The sequence below is a fragment of the Oleispirillum naphthae genome (assembly GCA_027864655.1).
Taxonomy (GTDB): domain Bacteria; phylum Pseudomonadota; class Alphaproteobacteria; order Rhodospirillales; family Rhodospirillaceae; genus Oleispirillum; species Oleispirillum naphthae.
This window is the reverse complement of the sequence record JAQAZG010000011.1, coordinates 11,256-28,152: the sequence shown is the minus strand read 5'-3', so window position 1 is coordinate 28,152 and position 16,897 is coordinate 11,256. Positions and strand designations below refer to the sequence as shown.

At 69.2% G+C, this 16,897-nt stretch carries 16 protein-coding genes and 2 tRNA genes; 12 read left to right on the top strand and 6 right to left on the bottom strand.

Going from position 1 to position 16,897, the window contains the following annotated elements; all coding sequences use genetic code 11:
- The first annotated feature begins 11 nt into the window (after window positions 1-11).
- The 4 genes from dcuC to O7R11_RS11995 are packed head-to-tail and all read left to right on the top strand — an operon-like array spanning window position 12 to window position 3,600.
- Complete coding sequence (dcuC, locus tag O7R11_RS12010) at window positions 12-1,388, top strand: C4-dicarboxylate transporter DcuC (protein WP_337997765.1); 1,377 nt, start codon at window positions 12-14, stop codon at window positions 1,386-1,388.
- 24 nt (window positions 1,389-1,412) lie between these two features.
- Complete coding sequence (gene iadA / locus O7R11_RS12005) at window positions 1,413-2,552, top strand: beta-aspartyl-peptidase (RefSeq protein ID WP_337997764.1); 1,140 nt, start codon at window positions 1,413-1,415, stop codon at window positions 2,550-2,552.
- Window positions 2,553-2,611: 59 nt separating this feature from the next.
- Window positions 2,612-3,313, top strand: a complete 702-nt coding sequence (locus O7R11_RS12000) for an AzlC family ABC transporter permease (RefSeq protein ID WP_337997763.1) — start codon at window positions 2,612-2,614, stop codon at window positions 3,311-3,313.
- On the top strand, window positions 3,310-3,600 hold the full coding sequence (locus O7R11_RS11995) for an AzlD domain-containing protein (protein ID WP_337997762.1): 291 nt from the start codon (window positions 3,310-3,312) through the stop codon (window positions 3,598-3,600). Before O7R11_RS12000 ends, O7R11_RS11995 begins: the two co-directional genes overlap by 4 nt.
- A gap of 229 nt (window positions 3,601-3,829) precedes the next feature.
- Here O7R11_RS11995 and O7R11_RS11990 read toward each other — a convergent pair whose 3' ends face one another.
- Genes O7R11_RS11990 through O7R11_RS11980 form a run of 3 tightly spaced genes read right to left on the bottom strand, consistent with a single transcriptional unit; the run spans window position 3,830 to window position 7,210 of the window.
- On the bottom strand, window positions 3,830-4,438 hold the full coding sequence (locus tag O7R11_RS11990; RefSeq protein ID WP_337997761.1) for a PqiC family protein: 609 nt from the start codon (window positions 4,436-4,438) through the stop codon (window positions 3,830-3,832).
- Window positions 4,435-6,000, bottom strand: coding sequence for a PqiB family protein (locus tag O7R11_RS11985; RefSeq protein ID WP_337997760.1), 1,566 nt, complete (start codon window positions 5,998-6,000; stop codon window positions 4,435-4,437). The genes O7R11_RS11990 and O7R11_RS11985 overlap by 4 nt, the downstream gene beginning before the upstream one ends.
- Window positions 5,993-7,210 carry a paraquat-inducible protein A gene (locus tag O7R11_RS11980; protein ID WP_337997759.1) on the bottom strand — a complete coding sequence of 406 codons (1,218 nt, stop codon included), beginning with the start codon at window positions 7,208-7,210 and terminating at the stop codon, window positions 5,993-5,995. Before O7R11_RS11980 ends, O7R11_RS11985 begins: the two co-directional genes overlap by 8 nt.
- Window positions 7,211-7,372: 162 nt before the next feature.
- Here O7R11_RS11980 and queC point away from each other — a divergent pair, with 162 nt between their 5' ends.
- Window positions 7,373-8,077 (top strand): 7-cyano-7-deazaguanine synthase QueC, encoded by a 705-nt coding sequence (gene queC / locus O7R11_RS11975; protein WP_337997758.1) that lies wholly within the window; start codon window positions 7,373-7,375, stop codon window positions 8,075-8,077.
- A gap of 235 nt (window positions 8,078-8,312) precedes the next feature.
- Here the strand turns inward: queC and O7R11_RS11970 are convergent, their stop codons facing one another.
- Entirely contained in the window at window positions 8,313-9,098 is a 786-nt protein-coding gene (locus O7R11_RS11970; protein ID WP_337997757.1) for an enoyl-CoA hydratase, read from the bottom strand.
- A 144-nt stretch (window positions 9,099-9,242) separates the two neighbouring features.
- Between O7R11_RS11970 and O7R11_RS11965 the strand changes: the two genes are divergently transcribed.
- The 7 genes from O7R11_RS11965 (at window position 9,243) to O7R11_RS11935 (ending at window position 16,350) form a co-directional block, all read left to right on the top strand.
- Window positions 9,243-9,851 carry a LysE family translocator gene (locus tag O7R11_RS11965; RefSeq protein WP_337997756.1) on the top strand — a complete coding sequence of 203 codons (609 nt, stop codon included), beginning with the start codon at window positions 9,243-9,245 and terminating at the stop codon, window positions 9,849-9,851.
- Between the two features lie 127 nt (window positions 9,852-9,978).
- Window positions 9,979-11,286 carry an Nramp family divalent metal transporter gene (locus O7R11_RS11960; RefSeq protein ID WP_337997755.1) on the top strand — a complete coding sequence of 436 codons (1,308 nt, stop codon included), beginning with the start codon at window positions 9,979-9,981 and terminating at the stop codon, window positions 11,284-11,286.
- A 163-nt stretch (window positions 11,287-11,449) separates the two neighbouring features.
- Window positions 11,450-12,094 carry a GntR family transcriptional regulator gene (locus O7R11_RS11955; protein WP_337997754.1) on the top strand — a complete coding sequence of 215 codons (645 nt, stop codon included), beginning with the start codon at window positions 11,450-11,452 and terminating at the stop codon, window positions 12,092-12,094.
- A gap of 77 nt (window positions 12,095-12,171) precedes the next feature.
- Entirely contained in the window at window positions 12,172-13,092 is a 921-nt protein-coding gene (locus O7R11_RS11950) for a Bug family tripartite tricarboxylate transporter substrate binding protein (protein WP_337997753.1), read from the top strand.
- A gap of 63 nt (window positions 13,093-13,155) precedes the next feature.
- Window positions 13,156-13,617 (top strand): tripartite tricarboxylate transporter TctB family protein, encoded by a 462-nt coding sequence (locus O7R11_RS11945; protein WP_337997752.1) that lies wholly within the window; start codon window positions 13,156-13,158, stop codon window positions 13,615-13,617.
- A 40-nt stretch (window positions 13,618-13,657) separates the two neighbouring features.
- Window positions 13,658-15,154 (top strand): tripartite tricarboxylate transporter permease, encoded by a 1,497-nt coding sequence (locus tag O7R11_RS11940; protein ID WP_337997751.1) that lies wholly within the window; start codon window positions 13,658-13,660, stop codon window positions 15,152-15,154.
- A 50-nt stretch (window positions 15,155-15,204) separates the two neighbouring features.
- On the top strand, window positions 15,205-16,350 hold the full coding sequence (locus tag O7R11_RS11935; RefSeq protein ID WP_337997750.1) for a mandelate racemase/muconate lactonizing enzyme family protein: 1,146 nt from the start codon (window positions 15,205-15,207) through the stop codon (window positions 16,348-16,350).
- A 218-nt stretch (window positions 16,351-16,568) separates the two neighbouring features.
- Here the strand turns inward: O7R11_RS11935 and O7R11_RS11930 are convergent.
- Window positions 16,569-16,645, bottom strand: a tRNA-Arg gene (locus O7R11_RS11930).
- Between the two features lie 69 nt (window positions 16,646-16,714).
- Window positions 16,715-16,878, bottom strand: a tRNA-Arg gene (locus tag O7R11_RS11925).
- Window positions 16,879-16,897: the final 19 nt, after the last annotated feature.

Genomic DNA, 16,897 nt, shown 5'->3' with positions numbered 1-16,897 from the left:
GGAGACATGCCATGTTCGGGATCATCCTGACGGTCGCCGCGGTGGTGGCCGTGTCGTGGTTCGTGGTTAAAAACCATTATCCGCAAATCGTCCTTCTGGTGGCCGGTCTGGCCCTGCTGGCCCTGGCGAGCGCGGCGGGAACCCCGCCCCTGGACGCCAAGCACACCACCCATTTCCTCGGCTTCGACGTGGTCCAGGTGATGAGCAACCTGATGTCCAGCCGCCTCGCCGGGCTCGGGCTCAACATCATGGCGATCGGCGGCTTCGCCACCTACATGGAGCGCATCGGCGCGAGCAAGGCCCTGGTCAAGCTGTGCGTCAAGCCGCTGCAGGCGATCCGCTCCCCCTACCTGCTGCTCGCCCTCACCTACGTGGTGGGCCAGTTCATCGCCCTGTTCATCAACTCCGCGGTGGGCCTCGGGCTGCTGCTCATGGCGTCGGTGTACCCGCTGCTGATCGCCCTCGGCGTCACCCGCGTCGCCGCCGCCTCGGTGATCGCCACCACCTGCTGCCTCGACCTCGGCCCTTCGTCCAGCAACGCCATGCGCGCCGCCGAACTGGTCAAGACCGACGTGGTCAGCTATTTCATCCACGGGCAGATCCCGGTGGCCCTGTGCACCGTGGCCGTGGTCGCGGCGATGCACTTCTTCATGCAGCGCTGGTTCGACAAGCGCGACATCGCCAGCGGCCGCTGCACCGCGCAGGACACCACGCCCGAGGACCTGAGCAAGGCCATGGAAGGCGCCGGACCGGTCCACTACGCGATCCTGCCGATGCTGCCCCTGGTGCTGCTGATCGTCTTCTCGCCGATGGTCTATGCCGGGGTCAAACTGAGCCTGGTCACCGCCATCTTCGTTTCGCTCGTCGCCGCGCTCCTCACCGACCTCCTCACCCGCCGCGCCCTGCGCGACGTGCTGGACGCCACCAAGGCGATCTTCGAGGGTATGGGCAAGGTGTTCATCTCCACGGTGTCCCTGATCATCTGCGCCGAGACCTTCGCCACCGGCCTCACCAAGATCGGCGGCATCAACACCATGCTGCATGCCGCGGCCGGACTGGAGGGCGCCGGTCTGCCGGTGATGCTCACCGTGATGATGGGCATCATGATCCTCGCCTCCGTGGTCACCGGCTCGGGCAACGCCGCCTTCTTCGCCTTCTCGCCGCTTCTCCCCGACGCCGCGGCCAGCGTCGGCGTGCCGCTCCTGCCGCTCGTCGTCCCGGTGCAACTCGCCGCCGGGCTGGCCCGCACCATGTCGCCCATCGTCGGGGTGGTGATCGCGGTCTCCGGCATCTCGGGAGTCACCCCCTTCGATATCGTCCGCCGCACCACGCCGGTGATGATCGCCGGTCTGATCATGACCGTCGTATCCAGCCTGGTGTTCCTGTAATTCCCTGCCGAGGAAGGCGATAAGATGTCTCTGCTCCTGAAGAATGCCGCGGTCTTCGCGCCCGCCCCCCTGGGGGTCAAGGACGTGTTCGTCGTCGGTGACCGGATCGTCGCCGTGGACGACGCCCTCAGCGTCAGCCTGCCCGGACTGGAAACCCTGGATGCCCGGGGGCTTACCCTCACCCCCGGACTGATCGACCAGCACATCCACGTCACCGGCGGCGGGGGCGAGGGCGGTCCGGCCAGCCGCACCCCCGAACTGGTGCTGTCGGAACTGGTGGAGTGCGGCACCACCACCGTGGTCGGGGTTTCCGGCACCGATTCGGTGACCCGTCCGATCGAGGGCCTGCTCGCCAAGGTGCGCGCGCTGGCCGCCGAGGGCGTCAGCACGTGGATGTACACCAGCAACTACGCCGTGCCGCCCACCCTGCTGACCGGGAGCATCCGCAAGGACCTGTTCTGCGTGCCCGAGGTGCTGGGCGTGAAGATCGCCATGGGCGACCACCGCTGCTCCTTCCCCACCATCGACGAACTGATGCGCATCGTCTCCGACATCCGCGTCGGCGGCATGATCGCGGGCAAGATCGGCTTCCTCCACATCCACCTCGGCAACCTGCCCGGCGCCTTCGACCAGTTGGCGGAAGTGGTGCGCCGCGGCATTCCGGTGCGTCACCTGCGGCCGACCCACTGCGCGCGGGACAAGGCCCTGTTCGCCGAGGCGATCGCCTTCGCCAAAAGCGGCGGCGTGATCGACGTGACCTCCGGCGGCAGCTGCTTCGACACCCCGGCCAAGGCGATCCGCGCCGCTCTGGAGGACGGCGTCGAACCGGAGCGGATCACCATGAGCACCGACGGGCACGGCAGCATTCCGCGCTTCGATGCGCAGGGGGTGATGGTCGGCCTGGGCATCGGCGGAGTTTCCAGCAACCTGCGGGAATTCCGGTCGCTGCTGGACCTGGGGCTCAAACCCGAGCAGGCGCTGCCCTTCCTCACCTCGAACGTCGCGAAGCACCTCGGCCTCCCCGGCAAGGGCGTGATCGCGGCCGGGGCCGATGCCGATCTCTGCCTGTTCGACTCGCGCTTCGACCTGCGCTACGTCATCGCCAAAGGCCGCATGCTGATGCGCGGCGGCACGGTGGAGGTGAAGGGCACGTTCGAGGAGTGACCTCCACGGCGGAACCGGCTAAGAAAGAATGCCGCGTTCCGCCGTAAGGTGTTCCGTCGATGACCGTTTCCTCCTCTCCCGCCGCCGAGTTCCGCGCCGGGGCCGCCGCCTCCTCCGCGCCGACCCTGGCGCTCGTCCCGTTCGCGCTGCTGCTCGGCGGGCTCGCCGCCGCCAAGGGGTTCACCCCGCTCGAAACCGCGCTGATGTCCGCCCTGGTGTTCGCCGGGAGCGCGCAGTTCGCCGCGATCGACACCTGGACCGACCCCGCGCCGTGGCTCGCGCTCGCCGGGCTGACCCTGGTGGTCAACCTGCGCCACGTGCTGATGAGCGCCTCGGTCCTCCGCCGCATGGAGCGCTTTCCCCGCGCCGGGCGGGCGCTCGCCATGCTCTTCCTCGCCGACGAGGTCTGGGCCTTCGCCGAGGCGCGCGCCGCACGGCAGCCCCTCACCCCCGCCTACTTCGCCGGGCTGGCGTTGCCGTTCTATGCCTGCTGGGTGGCTGCGGGCGCGGCGGGCAACCTGCTCGGCCAGTGGATCGCCGATCCGCGCGCCTGGGGTTTCGACTTCGCCTTCGTCGCCATCTTCATCGTGCTGATCCGCGGCTTCCGCGCCCAGCCGGGCTTCGCCACCGCGCTGATCGCCAGCGCCGCGGCCGCCACCGCCATCGACTGGGTCCACCCCGGCCCGGCCTCGATCATCGGCGGCACGATCGCGGGAATCGCCGCCGCCGCCATCGCCCACAAGCCGGAGACGGCGCAATGAACCCCCATACCCTCGCCGCCATCGCCGCCATGGCCGCGGTCACCGTCGCCACCCGCCTCGCCGGACTGGCGCTGCCGCCGGACTTCGCCGGGAAAGGACGCCTCGCCGCCGCCTTCGCCGCGATGCCGGTGGCGGTGCTCACCGCGCTGATCGCCCCCGCCGTGATCACCGGCGGCTGGCGCGAAAGCGCCGCCGCCCTGTTCGTCGCCGCAGCGGCGAAGTACCTGCCGATGCCGGTGGTGGTGATCGCAGGCGTCGCCGCCGCCGCCGCGCTACGGGCGATCTGAAAAGACAAAACTTCACGAGGGGACATTTCCGCCTTGGGAATGCCCACCGGGCATTCCCACCACCTCCGGCGGTCGGCTCCAATCCCCTCGCGCTCCCCATAACTTTGGTTTTTGCGCGCAGCGCCATAAGCCTGTGGCGGTGGCAACAGGCATGTTGTCTGCCGCTGCGCGGCGAAAAACAAGTTATGGGGGGTGTGGGGGGACCGAGTCCCCCCGCAAAGGTTTGGTTTTACCGCACCCCTGCGCAGGGCGGTTCCCCGCTTTCCAGCCTGATCAGGCTGTCCGCCATCGCATCGGCGAGGCGGCGCGAGGCGGCGGCGAGGGCGGCGGCGGCGGCATCCGCCGAGTCCCCGGCGAGCGGCGCGGAGAACGCGGCGCGGCAGGCGGCGGAAGCGCCCTTCGGCAGGCGGCGCAGGGTCCACGAGGCTTCCACCGTGGCGCTGCCGCCGGGCACCGCGTCGAAGCGGTCGATGCGCGCCGCCAGGCGGTATTGCGGCAGCGCCGAGCCCGGCAGCGGCGCGGCGTAGACGTCCGCGGCGCGGGCGGCGCGCCACAGCGCCGCGTCGATCACCGCGCGCAGTTCCTCCGCCAGCGGTCCGGCCCAGCGGTCGGCGTCGCGCACCTCCAGGCTGCCGTCCGCCCGGGAGAGCACCAGCGCGGCACGGTCCGCGCGGCCCGGCAGCGCCACCGGCAGAACCTCCACCAGGCGCTCCGCGCCGCCGCCCGCCGCCGGACCGGAGGGGGCGGCGAGGGTGTGGTAGCGCGTCGCGGGCGAGGCTCCGCAGGCGGAGAGGCCCGCGGCGAGCAGGGCGCAGAGCAGCAGGCGAGGCGGCTTCATGGCGTGGAGTCCTTTCCGCGGAGGAGGGATTCGGGGCGGCGGTCGAGGCCGTCGGCGAGCGCGGTGAGCGCCCGCGCCGCATCCGCCAGGGCACGCAGGGCGGCGCGGGTATCCTGCTGCATCGGCGAATCCCCCGCGACCGTGCGGTTGATCGTGGCCAGCGCCTCGCGCAGGTCGGGCAGCAGGTCCTTTTCCGCCGTGGCGGAGAGGCCGTTGACGCGCTTGAGCGTGACGTTGAGGTTGGCGAGCGCGGCGCGCGCCTCCGCGCCGATTTCGTCGAACGGCACGGCGGCGATCTTCTGCACGATGGTTTGCACCTGCTGCTGCATCGCCTCCATCTCGCCCGGCACGGCGGGCAGTTCCGGCAGGCCGCCGGAGGTGCGCAGGGTTGCGGGCCGCGCCTTGGGGAAGAAGTCGAAGGCGACGTAGAGCTGCCCGGTGAGCAGGTTGCCGCTGCGCAACTGCGCGCGCAGGCCGCGCTTCACCAGGGCCGCCACCTTCTGCGGCGCATCGGCGCCCGCCTTCGCCGCGCCCAGGCGGTCGGGGTAGACCACCAGCACCACCGGCGCGTCGTAGGTGTCGGCCGCCGCGTCGTGGGCGAGGCGCACCGAGCGCACCGAGCCGATGCGCACGCCGCGGAAGTCCACCGGCGCGCCGGGCGCCAGGCCGCGCACCGAACCGCCGAAGCGCACCAGCACCTCCACCGGCGCGCCGTCCGGGGCCTTCAGCGCCTCGTCGCGCCCGGTGGCGAGGGCGAAGTCCGCGCCCTCGGCGGCGAGGTCCGCCTCCCCCGACGGCGTCTCGAAGGCGACGCCGCCCATGAGGACGCTGGCGAGCGACTGGGTCTCCAGCTTCAGGCCCGCGGCGGAGAGGCTGAGATCGATGCCGCTGGCGTGCCAGAAGCGCGTCTCCGCGGTGACGAAGCGGTCGTAGGGCGCACGCACGAAAATGCCGAGGTCGATGCGCCGCCCGTCGGCGGTGAGCTTGAAGCTCTCCACATGCCCCACCTGGATGCGGCGGAAGAACACCGGAGAACCCGCGTCCAGCGAACCGATATCCTCCGCATGCAGCACGAAGCGCCGCCCCGGCGCGTCGGAGGCCACCACCGGCGGCTCCTCCAGGCCGGTGAATTCGCTGCGCCGCTCGTCCGAACGTCCGCCATCGACGCCGATGTAGGCCCCGGAGAGCAGGGTGCCCAGACCGGAGACCCCGGTCCCGGCGAGGCGAGGCCGCACCACCCAGAAGCGGCTGTCCGCGGCGGCGAAGGCCTCCGCCTGCTTGTCGAGGTCGATCGCCGCGAGCACCCGCTTGCGGTCCTCCGAAAGGCGCACCGCGGTGACCGAACCGATATCGACGTTCTTGAACTTCACCTTGGTCTTGCCGGGCTCGATGCCCTCCGCGGTGGAAAAGCTCACGGTGATCGTCGGGCCGCGGCCGCGCACCGCCTTGACCACCAGGGACAGGCCGATCAGCGCCGCCACCAGCGGCACGATCCACACCAGGGAGGGCAGCCAGCGGCTGGCCGGGGAAATCTCGGGATCGGGAAGGGCGGGATCAGTCATGCGGAGCCTCGGAGTCCCAGAGCAGGCGCGGGTCGAAATCGTGCGCGGCGATCATCGTCAGCACCACCACCGCGCCGAAGGCGGCGGCCCCCGGCCCCGCGTCGATCGCCGCGAGCGCGCCGAAGCGCACCAGGCCGACCATCAGCGCGACGACGAACACGTCCAGCATCGACCAGCGGCCGACGAACGCGAGGATGCGGTAGAGCGCGGTGCGCCGCCGTTTGCCGCGCGGCGAGCCGCGCCCCACGGTGAACAGCAGCATGGTGAGCGAACCGATCTTGGCGAGGGGAATGAAGATGCTGACGAAGAAGATCAGCGCCGCCAGGTCCGGCGAGCCGGAGGTCCAGAAATAGACGATGCCGCTCATGATGGTGTCGGACTCCACGCCGCCGAGGGAACTGGTGCGCATGATCGGCAGCACGTTGGCGGGGATATAGAGAATCGCCCCGGCGAGCAGGAAGGCCCAGGTGCGCGCCAGGCTGGCGGGCTTGCGCGCGTGCACCGGCGCGCCGCAGCGCGGGCAGTGCGGCGCGGGCGCGCCGACCAGGCCGCAGACGTGGCAGGGCACCAGGGGCGCGGCCTCCGGCGGCGGCGGATGGGGCGCGACCGGGCGCGACTCCCACAACCCGCGCAGGTCGTAGGAGAGAATCGCGGCAAGCAGCACGGTGAGCGCGGCGAAGGCCCACAGCGCGACGCCGGGGCGGATTTCCGCCATGTGGGAAAGCTTCACCAGGGCGACGAGGACGCCGAGCATGAACACCTCCACCATGCCCCACGGGCGCACCGCCTGCAGCACGCGCAACAGCCGCGCCGCGGCATTGCAGGCAGGGTCGCGGCGCAACAGCAGCACCGCCGCGCCGAGGGCGCAGAGGTCGAGCAGCGGGAACGCCAGGGTGGTGGCGGCGACCAGGGCGGCGACCAGGGGGCGGCCGTCCGCCCACAGGGCGCGGATGCTGCCCGCGAGCGTCGCGGAGTTGGAAATGCCCTGCACCCGCAAATCGACGATCGGCGCGGAATTGGCGATGAGAAGCACGATCAGCGCGGCGCACACCAGCGCCGGCAGGCGCTCCGCATTCAGCCGTGCGCCGCGGTAGAGCATCCGGCCGCAGCGGCGGCAGCGCGCCTTTTCCCCCGGCGCGACGGCGGCGCGGCGGTAGAGCGCGCCGCAGTCCGGGCAGGCGATCAGGTCGGCGGCATCGGAGGCGGGCATGGCGGACCTTGTTTTTCAGTCTCTTTCCGAAGGTGGCGCACCTGCGGCGTTCCGGCAAGAGTGGCGCACATGCGCGCCCCGGTCTGTGACACGGACGACACATGCGGAAACCGGCCATCGGTGCTATAGGGGGCGGGAACCTGCGCGAAAGGAACGACCGCGATGACCGACGAAGGCGCACTGGTGCTGTTTTCCGGCGGGCAGGATTCCGCCACCTGCCTCGCCTGGGCGCTTTCGCGGTTCGCCCGCGTCGAGACGGTGGGCTTCGACTATCGCCAGCGCCACCGCGTCGAACTCGACGTGCGGCAGGATTTCCTTTCCGCGCTGCGCGAAAGTTTTCCGCAGTGGGCGGCGCGCCTCGGCGGCGACCGGGTGCTGGATGCGGGCGCGCTGGCGCAGATCGGCGACACCGCGATGATCGAGAACGTGGCGATCGAAACCGGCGGGAACGGCCTGCCCACCACCTTCGTCCCCGGACGCAACATCCTCTTCCTCACCCTGGCGGCGGCGGCGGCCTATCGCCGCGGGTTGCGCCACATCGTCACCGGGGTGTGCGAGACCGACTATTCCGGCTATCCCGACTGCCGCGACGACACCGTCAAGGCGGTGCAGGTGGCGCTCAACCTCGGCATGGAAAGCCGCTTCGTCCTCCACACGCCGCTGATGCGGATCGACAAGGCGGGCACCTGGAGCCTCGCCCGCGGCCTCGGCGGCGACGCCCTAGTGGAGATGCTGCTGGAGCATACCCACAGCTGCTACCTCGGCGACCGCGCGCACCGCCACGGCTGGGGCTACGGCTGCGGCACATGCCCGGCCTGCCGCCTGCGCGCCGACGGCTGGCGCCGCTGGCGGGAGGGGGATTCCTAAAAGACAAAACATTGCGAGGGGACATTTCCGCCTTGGGAACGCCCACCGGGCGTTCCCACCGCCTTCGGCGGTCGGCTCCAATCCCCTCGCGCACCTCATAACTTTTTTTGCCGCGAAGCGGCAGGCAGCACCTCCCGTGGCGACCGCACGGGCCTATGGCGCTCCGCGCAAAAATAAAAAGTTAGGGGAGGTCCGGAGGGTCCGCGACCCTCCGGGGCGTTTTGGTTTTCCGCACCTAGCGCCCCGTCCACTCCGGAGTGCGTTTCTGCAGGAAGGCGCAGATGCCTTCCTGCGCGTCCATGGTTTGCAGGTTTTCGGTCATCACCCCCGCCGCGTAGGCATAGGCCTCGGCAAGCGGCAGGTCGCGCTGCGCCTGGAACGCCGCCTTGCCCATCGCCAGCGTCACCGGCGACTTCCCGGCGAGCTTGCGGGCGAGCGCGTCGATGCGCGCATCGAGTTCGGTTTCCGGCACGATCTCGTTGATCAGGCCGATGCGCAGCGCCGTCGGCGCGTCGATCAGGTCGCCGGTGAGCAGGAGTTGCAGCGCATGCTTCGGCGCGATGGCGCGGGTCAGCGCCACCATCGGCGTGGTGCAGAACAGCCCGATGTTCACCCCCGGCGTGGCGAAGCGCGAGCCCTCCGCCGCGACCGCGAGGTCGCAGCTCGCCACCAGTTGGCAGCCCGCCGCGGTGGCGACGCCGTGCACCCGCGCGATCACCGGCTTCCTCATCCGCACGATCGCCTGCATCACGTCGCCGCACAGGGTGAACAGCTTGTGCGCGTAGACCGCGTCGAACAGCTCTGCGGACATCTCCCGCAGGTCGTGCCCGGCGCAGAACGCCGGTCCCGCGCCGCCGATCACCACGACGCGCGCCGCCGGGTCGGCGGCGACGCCGTCGAGCGCTTCCTTGAGCGCGGTCAGCATCGGCAGCCCCAGGCTGTTGCGCGATTGCGCGCGGTTGAGCGTCAGGGTGGCGACGCCTGCCGCGTCGTCGCGCAGGACATACGGATCCTCGGTCATTTCGGGTTCCCCTTGGTGAAAGCGCCTGTCCCCCGACCCTAGGACTCCCGCCCCGCCCTTGTCGAGTTTCTTCTCCCTTGACCGCGCCCGCGCGCAAGCGCACACAGCGGAGAGCGGTTTTCCCCGGCGCAAGGATTCCCGGCCATGACCTCGATGCTGAGCTTCGCCCTTCTGTGGTTCGTCGCGGTGGTGACGCCGGGACCCAACGTGCTGCTGATCGGCAGTTCCGCCGTGGCCCTGCGCCGCCGCGAATCCCTGCTTACCGTCGCGGGCATCCTCTGCGGCACCGTGGTCTGGGGCAGCGCCGGGTTCTTCGGCGTCGGGCTTCTCTTCCGCGCCGCGCCGTGGGTCTACCTCGGCCTCAAGCTCGCGGGCGGCGGCTACATCGTCTATCTCGGCGCGCGGCTGATCCTCAAGGGCGGCGAGCATCCCGCCGCCCTGCCCGCGGCGACCCGCGGCGCGGGCCGCCGCGCCTTCCGCCGCGGCCTGATGACCCAGCTCTCCAACCCCAAGAGCGGCGCCTTCGTCGCCACCATCTTCGCCGCCACCATGCCGCAGGATGCGCCGCTTTCCGCCGGGATCGCCGCGGTGTGCACCATGGTCGCCATCTCCGGCTCGTGGTACGGCCTGCTCGCCTGGGGGTTGGGGCTCGCGCGCGTCAAGGCCGCCTATCTCAAGGCGCGGCGCGGCATCGAGCGCGCCTCCGGCGCGCTGTTCGTGTTCTTCGGCCTGGAAATCGCCCTGCGGAAATAGAACGCCTCCAATTTTTTGCCCGCGCGCGCCGATAAACCGGCGACAGGCCGCCGCGAAGCCGCTAGATTGCGCGTTTCCCGGGTCCCGCCCGGCAAGGCCAACGCATAAGGATATTCCGGGAGGCACCGTGCAGGACGTAGCGGCCACGATCGACGAAAAAACCGAGGACACCCCGCCGGAGAACGAAGCCCAGGCCCAGGGCAACCTGTGGAAGGCGATCGGCCCCGGCATCCTCATGGCCTGCGCCGCGGTCGGCGCCTCGCACCTGGTGTGGTCCGCCCGCGCCGGAGCGGAATTCGGCTGGAGCCTGATGGGCCTGGTGATCCTCGCCAACGTGCTGAAGTACCCGTTCTTCCTCTACGGCCACCGCTATGCCGCCGCCACCGGCGAAAGCCTGCTCGAAGGCTACCGCCGCCAGGGCATCGGCTACGTCTACACCTTCCTCGGCATCAACATCATGACCGGGATCATCAGCATCACCGCGGTGGCGATGCTTTCCGGCGCGCTGCTCGCCACCTACGATTTCGTGCCGCTCACGGTGCCGCACGCCGCCATCGCGGTGCTTGCCGTGTGCGGCCTGATCCTGCTGCTCGGCCGCTATTCCCTGCTCGACGGCCTGTCGAAGGTGATCATCGCGGTGCTGACGATATGCACCGTCGCCGCGGTGATCCTCGCCGCCGCGCATCCGGCGGCCACCGCGCCGGGCTTCGTTGCGCCCGACCCGTGGACCTGGGCCACCCTGCCCTTCCTGGTGATGCTGCTCGGCTGGATGCCCGCGCCGGTGGACATGACCGCGTGGTCTTCCCTCTGGATGATCAGCCGCAAGCGCCAGACCGGATACTCCCCGACGCCGCGCGAGAACACCGTGGACTTCCTCATCGGCTACGGCGCGTGCATCGTGCTCGCCGTGCTGTTCGTCGCGCTCGGCGCCCTGGTGATGCACGGCACCGGCGTGAAGTTCTCCGCGGGCGGAGTCGGCTTCTCCAAGCAGTTCGTCAACCTCTATGCCGAAACCATCGGCCCGTGGTCGCGCAGCCTCATCCTCACCGCCGCCTTCGTCACCATGTTCAGCACCGCGCTGACCGTGCAGGACGGCTATCCGCGCTCGCTCGCCGCGGCGTGCGTCATCATCGGCGACCTCAAGGCCGAGCGCTTCCGCCAGATCCAGAACCTCTGCATCGTGCTGTCGGTGGTCATCGGCGCGGGGGTGATCCTGTTCTTCGTCAAGAACCTGATGCAGATGCTGGCGTTCGCCTCGATCGTCTCGTTCCTCACCTCGCCGGTGCTCGCCTACATCAACTTCAAGGTGATGAAGGGCGACAACGTGCCCGTGCAGATGCGCCCCGGCCCGATCCTCACCCTCCTCAGCTGGGCGGGCCTCGCCTTCTTCCTGGCGATGAGCGCGGGTTATGTCGCCGTCACCTTCCTGATGTGACCGCCGACTCCTGACACGCTGCGGAGGGCCTGTGCGCCCTCCGGTTCCGTCCGCGCCGCCCTCCCGCCCCGGGAGCGGCGGCGCGCTGCGTTTCGCTCTCGGCATCGGCGTTGAAATCGTATATCATATATGATATATGATTTTGAAACCCGGGTGGATGGCGATGCTGTTTCAAACCAAAAGCGGCCTTGTTTTCGAGCAATTGCGCAGCCGGATCATGGAGGGCATCTATCTGCCCGGCCAGAAGCTCACCATTTGCAGGCTGGCGCAGGAAGCCCAGGTCAGCGAGATCCCGGTGCGCGAGGCACTGAAGGCGCTCGAGGCGGAGGGCCTGGTCGAGAACCGGCCGCACGCCGGATTCTCGGTCGCGGTGCCGAAATACTCCGAACAGGACGGCGTGTTCCAGGTCCGCCAGATTCTCGAGGGCGCGGCGACGGCGATGGCCGCGGCATATCTCGACGACGAGGATTTCTGGATTCTCGAGCGCATGCTCGACGACATGCGGGAAACCGTCGAGGCCAACGACGTCCCCGCCTATGCCCACCTCGACCAGACCTTCCACGCGTTCATCTTGCGCAAGTGCGGCAACCCGGTGCTGCAGCGCATCGTCCACCAGTTGCAGTCCGAGACGCCGCAGGAACGCGCCGTCTTCGCCCTAAACCCCGACAAGATCCGCGAATCCTTCGATGCGCATGTGCGCATCGTCGCGTCGTTGCGGGCGCGCGACGGAGAGCTCTCCAACCGGTTGTTCAAGGAGCATAAGGACAACGCCCGTCAGACCTGGAAGAAGGTCAAAAGCAAAAAATAAAAAGGTATGTAAAAACAAACATATACCAAGGGAGGAATGAAGAAATGCATGCCAAGCGATGGATTTGTACCGCGGTCATGGCCCTTCTGCCCCTGACCTTGCCGGCTGCGGCCGAGGCCAAGTTCCCGAACGCGCCGGTCACCCTGATCGTCCCCTACAGCCCCGGCGGATCGACCGACATCATCGCCCGCGGCCTGGCCGAACCGTTCCAGAAGATCACCGGGCAGCCGCTGGTCATCGTCAACAAGTCGGGCGGCGGCAGCGCCGTCGGCCTCACCGAGGCGCTGACCTACAAGCCCGACGGCTACACCCTGGTCCTGGTTCCCTCCGCCTTCGCCGTGGCGAGCAAGCTCGGCATGGTGAAGTTCGACCAGACCGCCTTCGACCACATCGCCAACATCACCTCGGAACCTCTGTGCTTCGTGGTCAAGGCGAGTTCCCCGTGGAAGGACATGCGCGACGTCGTGGCCTTCGCCAAGGCCAACCCGGGCGTGGTGACGATCGGCGTCGGCGGGGCCGGCACCCTCGCCCACATGACCGCTCTCGGCATCGAGAAGCGCGGCAACATCAAGATGACGGTGGTGCCGTTCGGCGGCAACGCGCTCGCCAAGACGGCGATGCTGGGCGGCCACGTCTCCATCGCCAGCATGCATCCCTCGGAATTCGTCTCGCAGATGAAGGCCAAGCAGGTGCGCGTCCTCGGCGCGGTCACCGATACGCGCTCCCCCGACATCCCCGACGTGCCGACCTTCAAGGAACAGGGCATCGACTTCGCCTGGGACGACAGCCGCTGGATCGCCGCGCCCAAGGGCCTGGCCGCCGACGTCAAGGCGGAGCTGGTCGCGATTTTCAAGAAGGCCGCCGCCGCGCAGTCCTTCAAGGACCACACCGACAAGATGAAAATCACCATCGATTTCCGTTCCGGTGCGGCCCTCGACAAACAGATCGGCGTGCTGTTCTCGGAAATGGCCGAGATCGCCAAGGAAGCCCAAAAGTAGGCGTGTCCACGGAACCGCCCGGAGGAGGACTCCGGGCGGCCCCCGCCCCGAGGGAGGATGGCCATGATTTCCAAAGTCGTGTCCGGCGTCGTGACCGCGGTTTTCGTCCTGACCGCGCTATACCTGACGCTGCAGTTGCCCAAGGAGGCTTCCGGGGTGTCCTGCGGCATCGATTTCGTGCCGTTCATCGTGCTCGGCGTGATGCTGCTGGTCGGCGGCCTCATCCTCGCGCGGGACACCGCCGCCCTGCGCCGCGCGGGCGCGCGAACGCGAGAGAAGGCGATTCTCGTCCCCGTGCAGGCCGCCTGCGTCGCCGTCGCGGCGCTGTTCGCCCTCTCCGTAGTGAAGGTCGGCCTCGCGGTCTCCGTGCTGGTCTTCATCTTCGCGAATACCGCCATTCTCGAAACCGACTTCCGGAAGAACTGGGCACGCAACGCGGCGTTCTCCGTGTTCGCATCGGCGCTCTGCTACTTCATGTTCGCGGTGATCCTGAAGATGCCGACGCGCGGAGCCCTTTTGTTCTGACGATTTCACGCGCGCACGCCGCGCAACGGGAGGGGACGCCATGGAAGACTGGCTCGCCGGGTTGGGTTTGGTCATGCAGTTCGGGGTTCTGGCGGCGATCGCGGCGGGCGTGATCCTGGGGACGTTCATCGGCGCGATCCCGGGGTTGACCGCAACCATGGCGATCGGCCTGCTCATCCCGTTCACCTTCACCATGCCGCCCCTGATGGGCATGGGGCTGCTGCTCGGGGTCTACGTCGGCGGCTATTCCGGCGGCGCGTTTTCCTCGATCCTGCTGGGAATCCCCGGAACGCCCTCGAATTTCGTGACGATGTTCGACGGCTACCCGATGACCCGCAAGGGCGAGTCCGGCCGCGCCCTGACCACCGCGGTGTTCACCTCCTTCGTCGGCGGCACCGTCAGCGCGGTCATCCTCGCCACCGTGGCGCCGCCGCTCGCCCGCCTCGCCCTCGAATTCGGCCCGTCGGAATACTTCGCCTTCTCGGTGCTCGGCCTCACCCTGGTCGCCGGCGCCTCCGGCGGCTCGATCGCCAAGGGGGTGTGGGCCGCCTGCCTCGGCATCCTGATCTCCTGCATCGGGCCGGACCCGATCACCAGCCAGCCGCGCTACACCTTCGACAGCATCGCCCTGTTGCGCGGCATTCCCCTGATGCCCGCCCTGATCGGCCTGTTCGCCCTGCCGCCGCTGCTGCAGGAGGCCGCCCGCTATTGCGCGGAAACCCAGGTCTTCGACGCCGGAATCAGCCGCATGCTGCTGCGATGGGCGGATATCCGCCGCATCGGCCGCACCTTGGTGTCCTCCTCCCTGATCGGCACCCTGATCGGCATCCTGCCCGGTTCCGGCGCGGCGATCGCCTGCTTCATCTCCTACGACGCGGCGAAGGCGATTTCCAAGACGCCGGAGGAGTTCGGCACCGGCTGCATCGAGGGGGTGGCCGCCTCCGAATGCTGCAACAACGCCACCACCGGCGGCGCCCTGGTGCCGATGATCGTCCTCGGCATTCCCGGCGACGCGGTGACCGCCGTGCTTCTCGGCGGCCTGATGATCCACGGCCTGATCCCCGGCCCGATGTTCGTGGTCGACTCTCCGGACGTCGTCTACGGGATCTTCATCGCCTTCTTCATCTCGAACATCATCATGTTCGTGTTCCAGATGGCGACGCTGAAGTACTACACCAAGATATCCGGCATCCCGACGAAGTACATCGTGCCGCTGCTCCTGGTTTTCTGCTGCCTCGGCACCTACAGCCTGTCCACGTCGCTGTCCGACGTCTGGATCATGCTGATCCTCGGCGGCGTCGGATACCTGCTGAGCCGCGTTAGCTATCCCATCGCGCCCATCGTCCTCGGCCTGGTTCTCGGGCCGATCCTCGAATCCAACCTGCGCATGAGCGTCCTGCTTTTCCATACCGCCCCCGCCACCCTGCTGACCCGGCCGTTCACCATGGGCTGCCTGGCGCTCGCCGCGGCATCGGTGCTGTTCTTCGTGCGCGGCAAGGGATCGGCGAGGAAACCGCGGCATGCCTCCGCCGGATGACGGACTCGCCCCGGCCGGCCTCTTACCCACCTGCGTATCCTGGAAGGACCATGATGAAGATCACATCCGTTACCGCAAAACCGGTTTCCTACCGCGTGCCGGAAGGCCAGAACGTCACCCTGGGCATCGGCCGCGCCGTCAAGCGCGACGCCGTGCTGGTCAAGGTGGAAACCGACGAGGGCATCGTCGGCTGGGGCGAGGCGCACCACGGCCGCTGCCCCGGCGCCGTCGCCAAGCTGATCGACACGACGATCCGCGAACTGGTGGTGGGCATGAACGCCCTCGAGGTGGTCGCGGTGTGGCAGCGGGTGCACAAGATGCAGCTCGCCAGCCACGGCATGGGCACCGCGGCGGCCATGGCGCTTTCCGGTCTCGACATCGCGCTGTGGGACATCCGCGGCAAGGCGGCGGGCTGGCCGCTCTATCGCCTGCTGGGCGGCGCGGCGCGGCCGGTGAAGGCCTATGCGGGCGGCATCTCCCTCGGCTGGCAGCAATCCCCGCAGCAGCTTGCCGAGGAGGCGCAGTCCTACGTGGCGCGCGGCTACCGCGCGCTCAAGCTGCGCTGCGGCGACACCCCGGCGCGCGACGTCGCGCGGGTGCGCACGGTGCGCGACGCCGTCGGCGCCGACATCGACATCCTGGTGGACGCCAACACCAACTACAGCCTGGACGACTTCCGCCGCGTCGTCCCCGCCTTCGAGGAGTGCATGATCGGCTGGCTGGAAGAGCCGTTCACGCCGCACGATTACCGCCTCTACCGCGACGCCGCGACGCGCACCACCATCCCCCTGGCCGCGGGCGAGAACCACTACACCCGCTTCGAGTTCACCCGTCTGATCGAGGACGGCGCGGTCCGCATCGCCCAGCCCGACGCCTCGAAGGCGGGCGGCGTCACCGAACTCATGCGCATCGCGGCGATGTGCTCGGCCTGGAAGATTCCTTTCGACCCGCACACCTCCGCCACCGCGATCAACATCGCGGCCTCGATCCACATGCTCGCCGCAGTGGACAACCCCGGCTACTTCGAGGCGGATGTGGCGCGGCACAACCCCTTCCGCGACCACCTGGGCGGCACCGCCGACCGGCTGGACGAGAACGGCTGCGTGCGCCCGCCGGAGGGGCCGGGCCTCGGCCTCGACATCGACGAGGCATTCGTCGATGCCCACCCGCTGATCGATGGCCCCTGCTACGTCTAGGCGGCCAGAAAAAACCGCGCGGCGGCTCCGCCCAGCCGCTCCCGGCCGGGGCATGGAAACGCGGGTTGGCCCCGCGTCTCCATCCTCGGGAAGGGGCTTCCTCCGTTCCCGCATGCGCCCGGCGTCCGCGGCGGCGGAGCCGCCGCGCCGAACCCGGCGGGCTCTCGGCCTCACCGGATGCGCCAAAGGCCAAGAGGGGGAGACCCCCTCTTGGCCTTTGGCGCGCCCGGCGGGATTCGAACCCACGACCTTCGGCTTCGGAGGCCGACACTCTATCCATCTGAGCTACGGGCGCGCAGGGGCGGGACTGTACCAATCCCGTTCCGCCGCGGCAACGGCTAAAATTCGGCGCGGCGCACGACGGTGCGCCCGGCGGGATTGTGAAAACGCGCGCAAGCCCGCGTTTTCATCCTCGGGCGCGCCCTCGGACCGCCGCTTCGCGGCGTCGCGCGTCGGCGTTGCCGACGCGCCGAACCCACGACCTTCGGCTTCGGAGGCCGACACTCTATCCATCTGAGCTACGGGCGCGCAGGGGCGGGACTGTACC

Bases quoted from the DNA above. Each gene is read 5' to 3' on its own strand.
- dcuC (WP_337997765.1), top strand. From the start codon at position 12: ATGTTCGGGATCATCCTGACGGTCGCCGCGGTGGTGGCCGTGTCGTGG.
- iadA (WP_337997764.1), top strand. From the start codon at position 1,413: ATGTCTCTGCTCCTGAAGAATGCCGCGGTCTTCGCGCCCGCCCCCCTG.
- O7R11_RS12000 (WP_337997763.1), top strand. From the start codon at position 2,612: ATGACCGTTTCCTCCTCTCCCGCCGCCGAGTTCCGCGCCGGGGCCGCC.
- O7R11_RS11995 (WP_337997762.1), top strand. From the start codon at position 3,310: ATGAACCCCCATACCCTCGCCGCCATCGCCGCCATGGCCGCGGTCACC.
- O7R11_RS11990 (WP_337997761.1), bottom strand. From the start codon at position 4,438: ATGAAGCCGCCTCGCCTGCTGCTCTGCGCCCTGCTCGCCGCGGGCCTC.
- O7R11_RS11985 (WP_337997760.1), bottom strand. From the start codon at position 6,000: ATGACTGATCCCGCCCTTCCCGATCCCGAGATTTCCCCGGCCAGCCGC.
- O7R11_RS11980 (WP_337997759.1), bottom strand. From the start codon at position 7,210: ATGCCCGCCTCCGATGCCGCCGACCTGATCGCCTGCCCGGACTGCGGC.
- queC (WP_337997758.1), top strand. From the start codon at position 7,373: ATGACCGACGAAGGCGCACTGGTGCTGTTTTCCGGCGGGCAGGATTCC.
- O7R11_RS11970 (WP_337997757.1), bottom strand. From the start codon at position 9,098: ATGACCGAGGATCCGTATGTCCTGCGCGACGACGCGGCAGGCGTCGCC.
- O7R11_RS11965 (WP_337997756.1), top strand. From the start codon at position 9,243: ATGACCTCGATGCTGAGCTTCGCCCTTCTGTGGTTCGTCGCGGTGGTG.
- O7R11_RS11955 (WP_337997754.1), top strand. From the start codon at position 11,450: ATGCTGTTTCAAACCAAAAGCGGCCTTGTTTTCGAGCAATTGCGCAGC.
- O7R11_RS11950 (WP_337997753.1), top strand. From the start codon at position 12,172: ATGGCCCTTCTGCCCCTGACCTTGCCGGCTGCGGCCGAGGCCAAGTTC.
- O7R11_RS11945 (WP_337997752.1), top strand. From the start codon at position 13,156: ATGATTTCCAAAGTCGTGTCCGGCGTCGTGACCGCGGTTTTCGTCCTG.
- O7R11_RS11940 (WP_337997751.1), top strand. From the start codon at position 13,658: ATGGAAGACTGGCTCGCCGGGTTGGGTTTGGTCATGCAGTTCGGGGTT.
- O7R11_RS11935 (WP_337997750.1), top strand. From the start codon at position 15,205: ATGATGAAGATCACATCCGTTACCGCAAAACCGGTTTCCTACCGCGTG.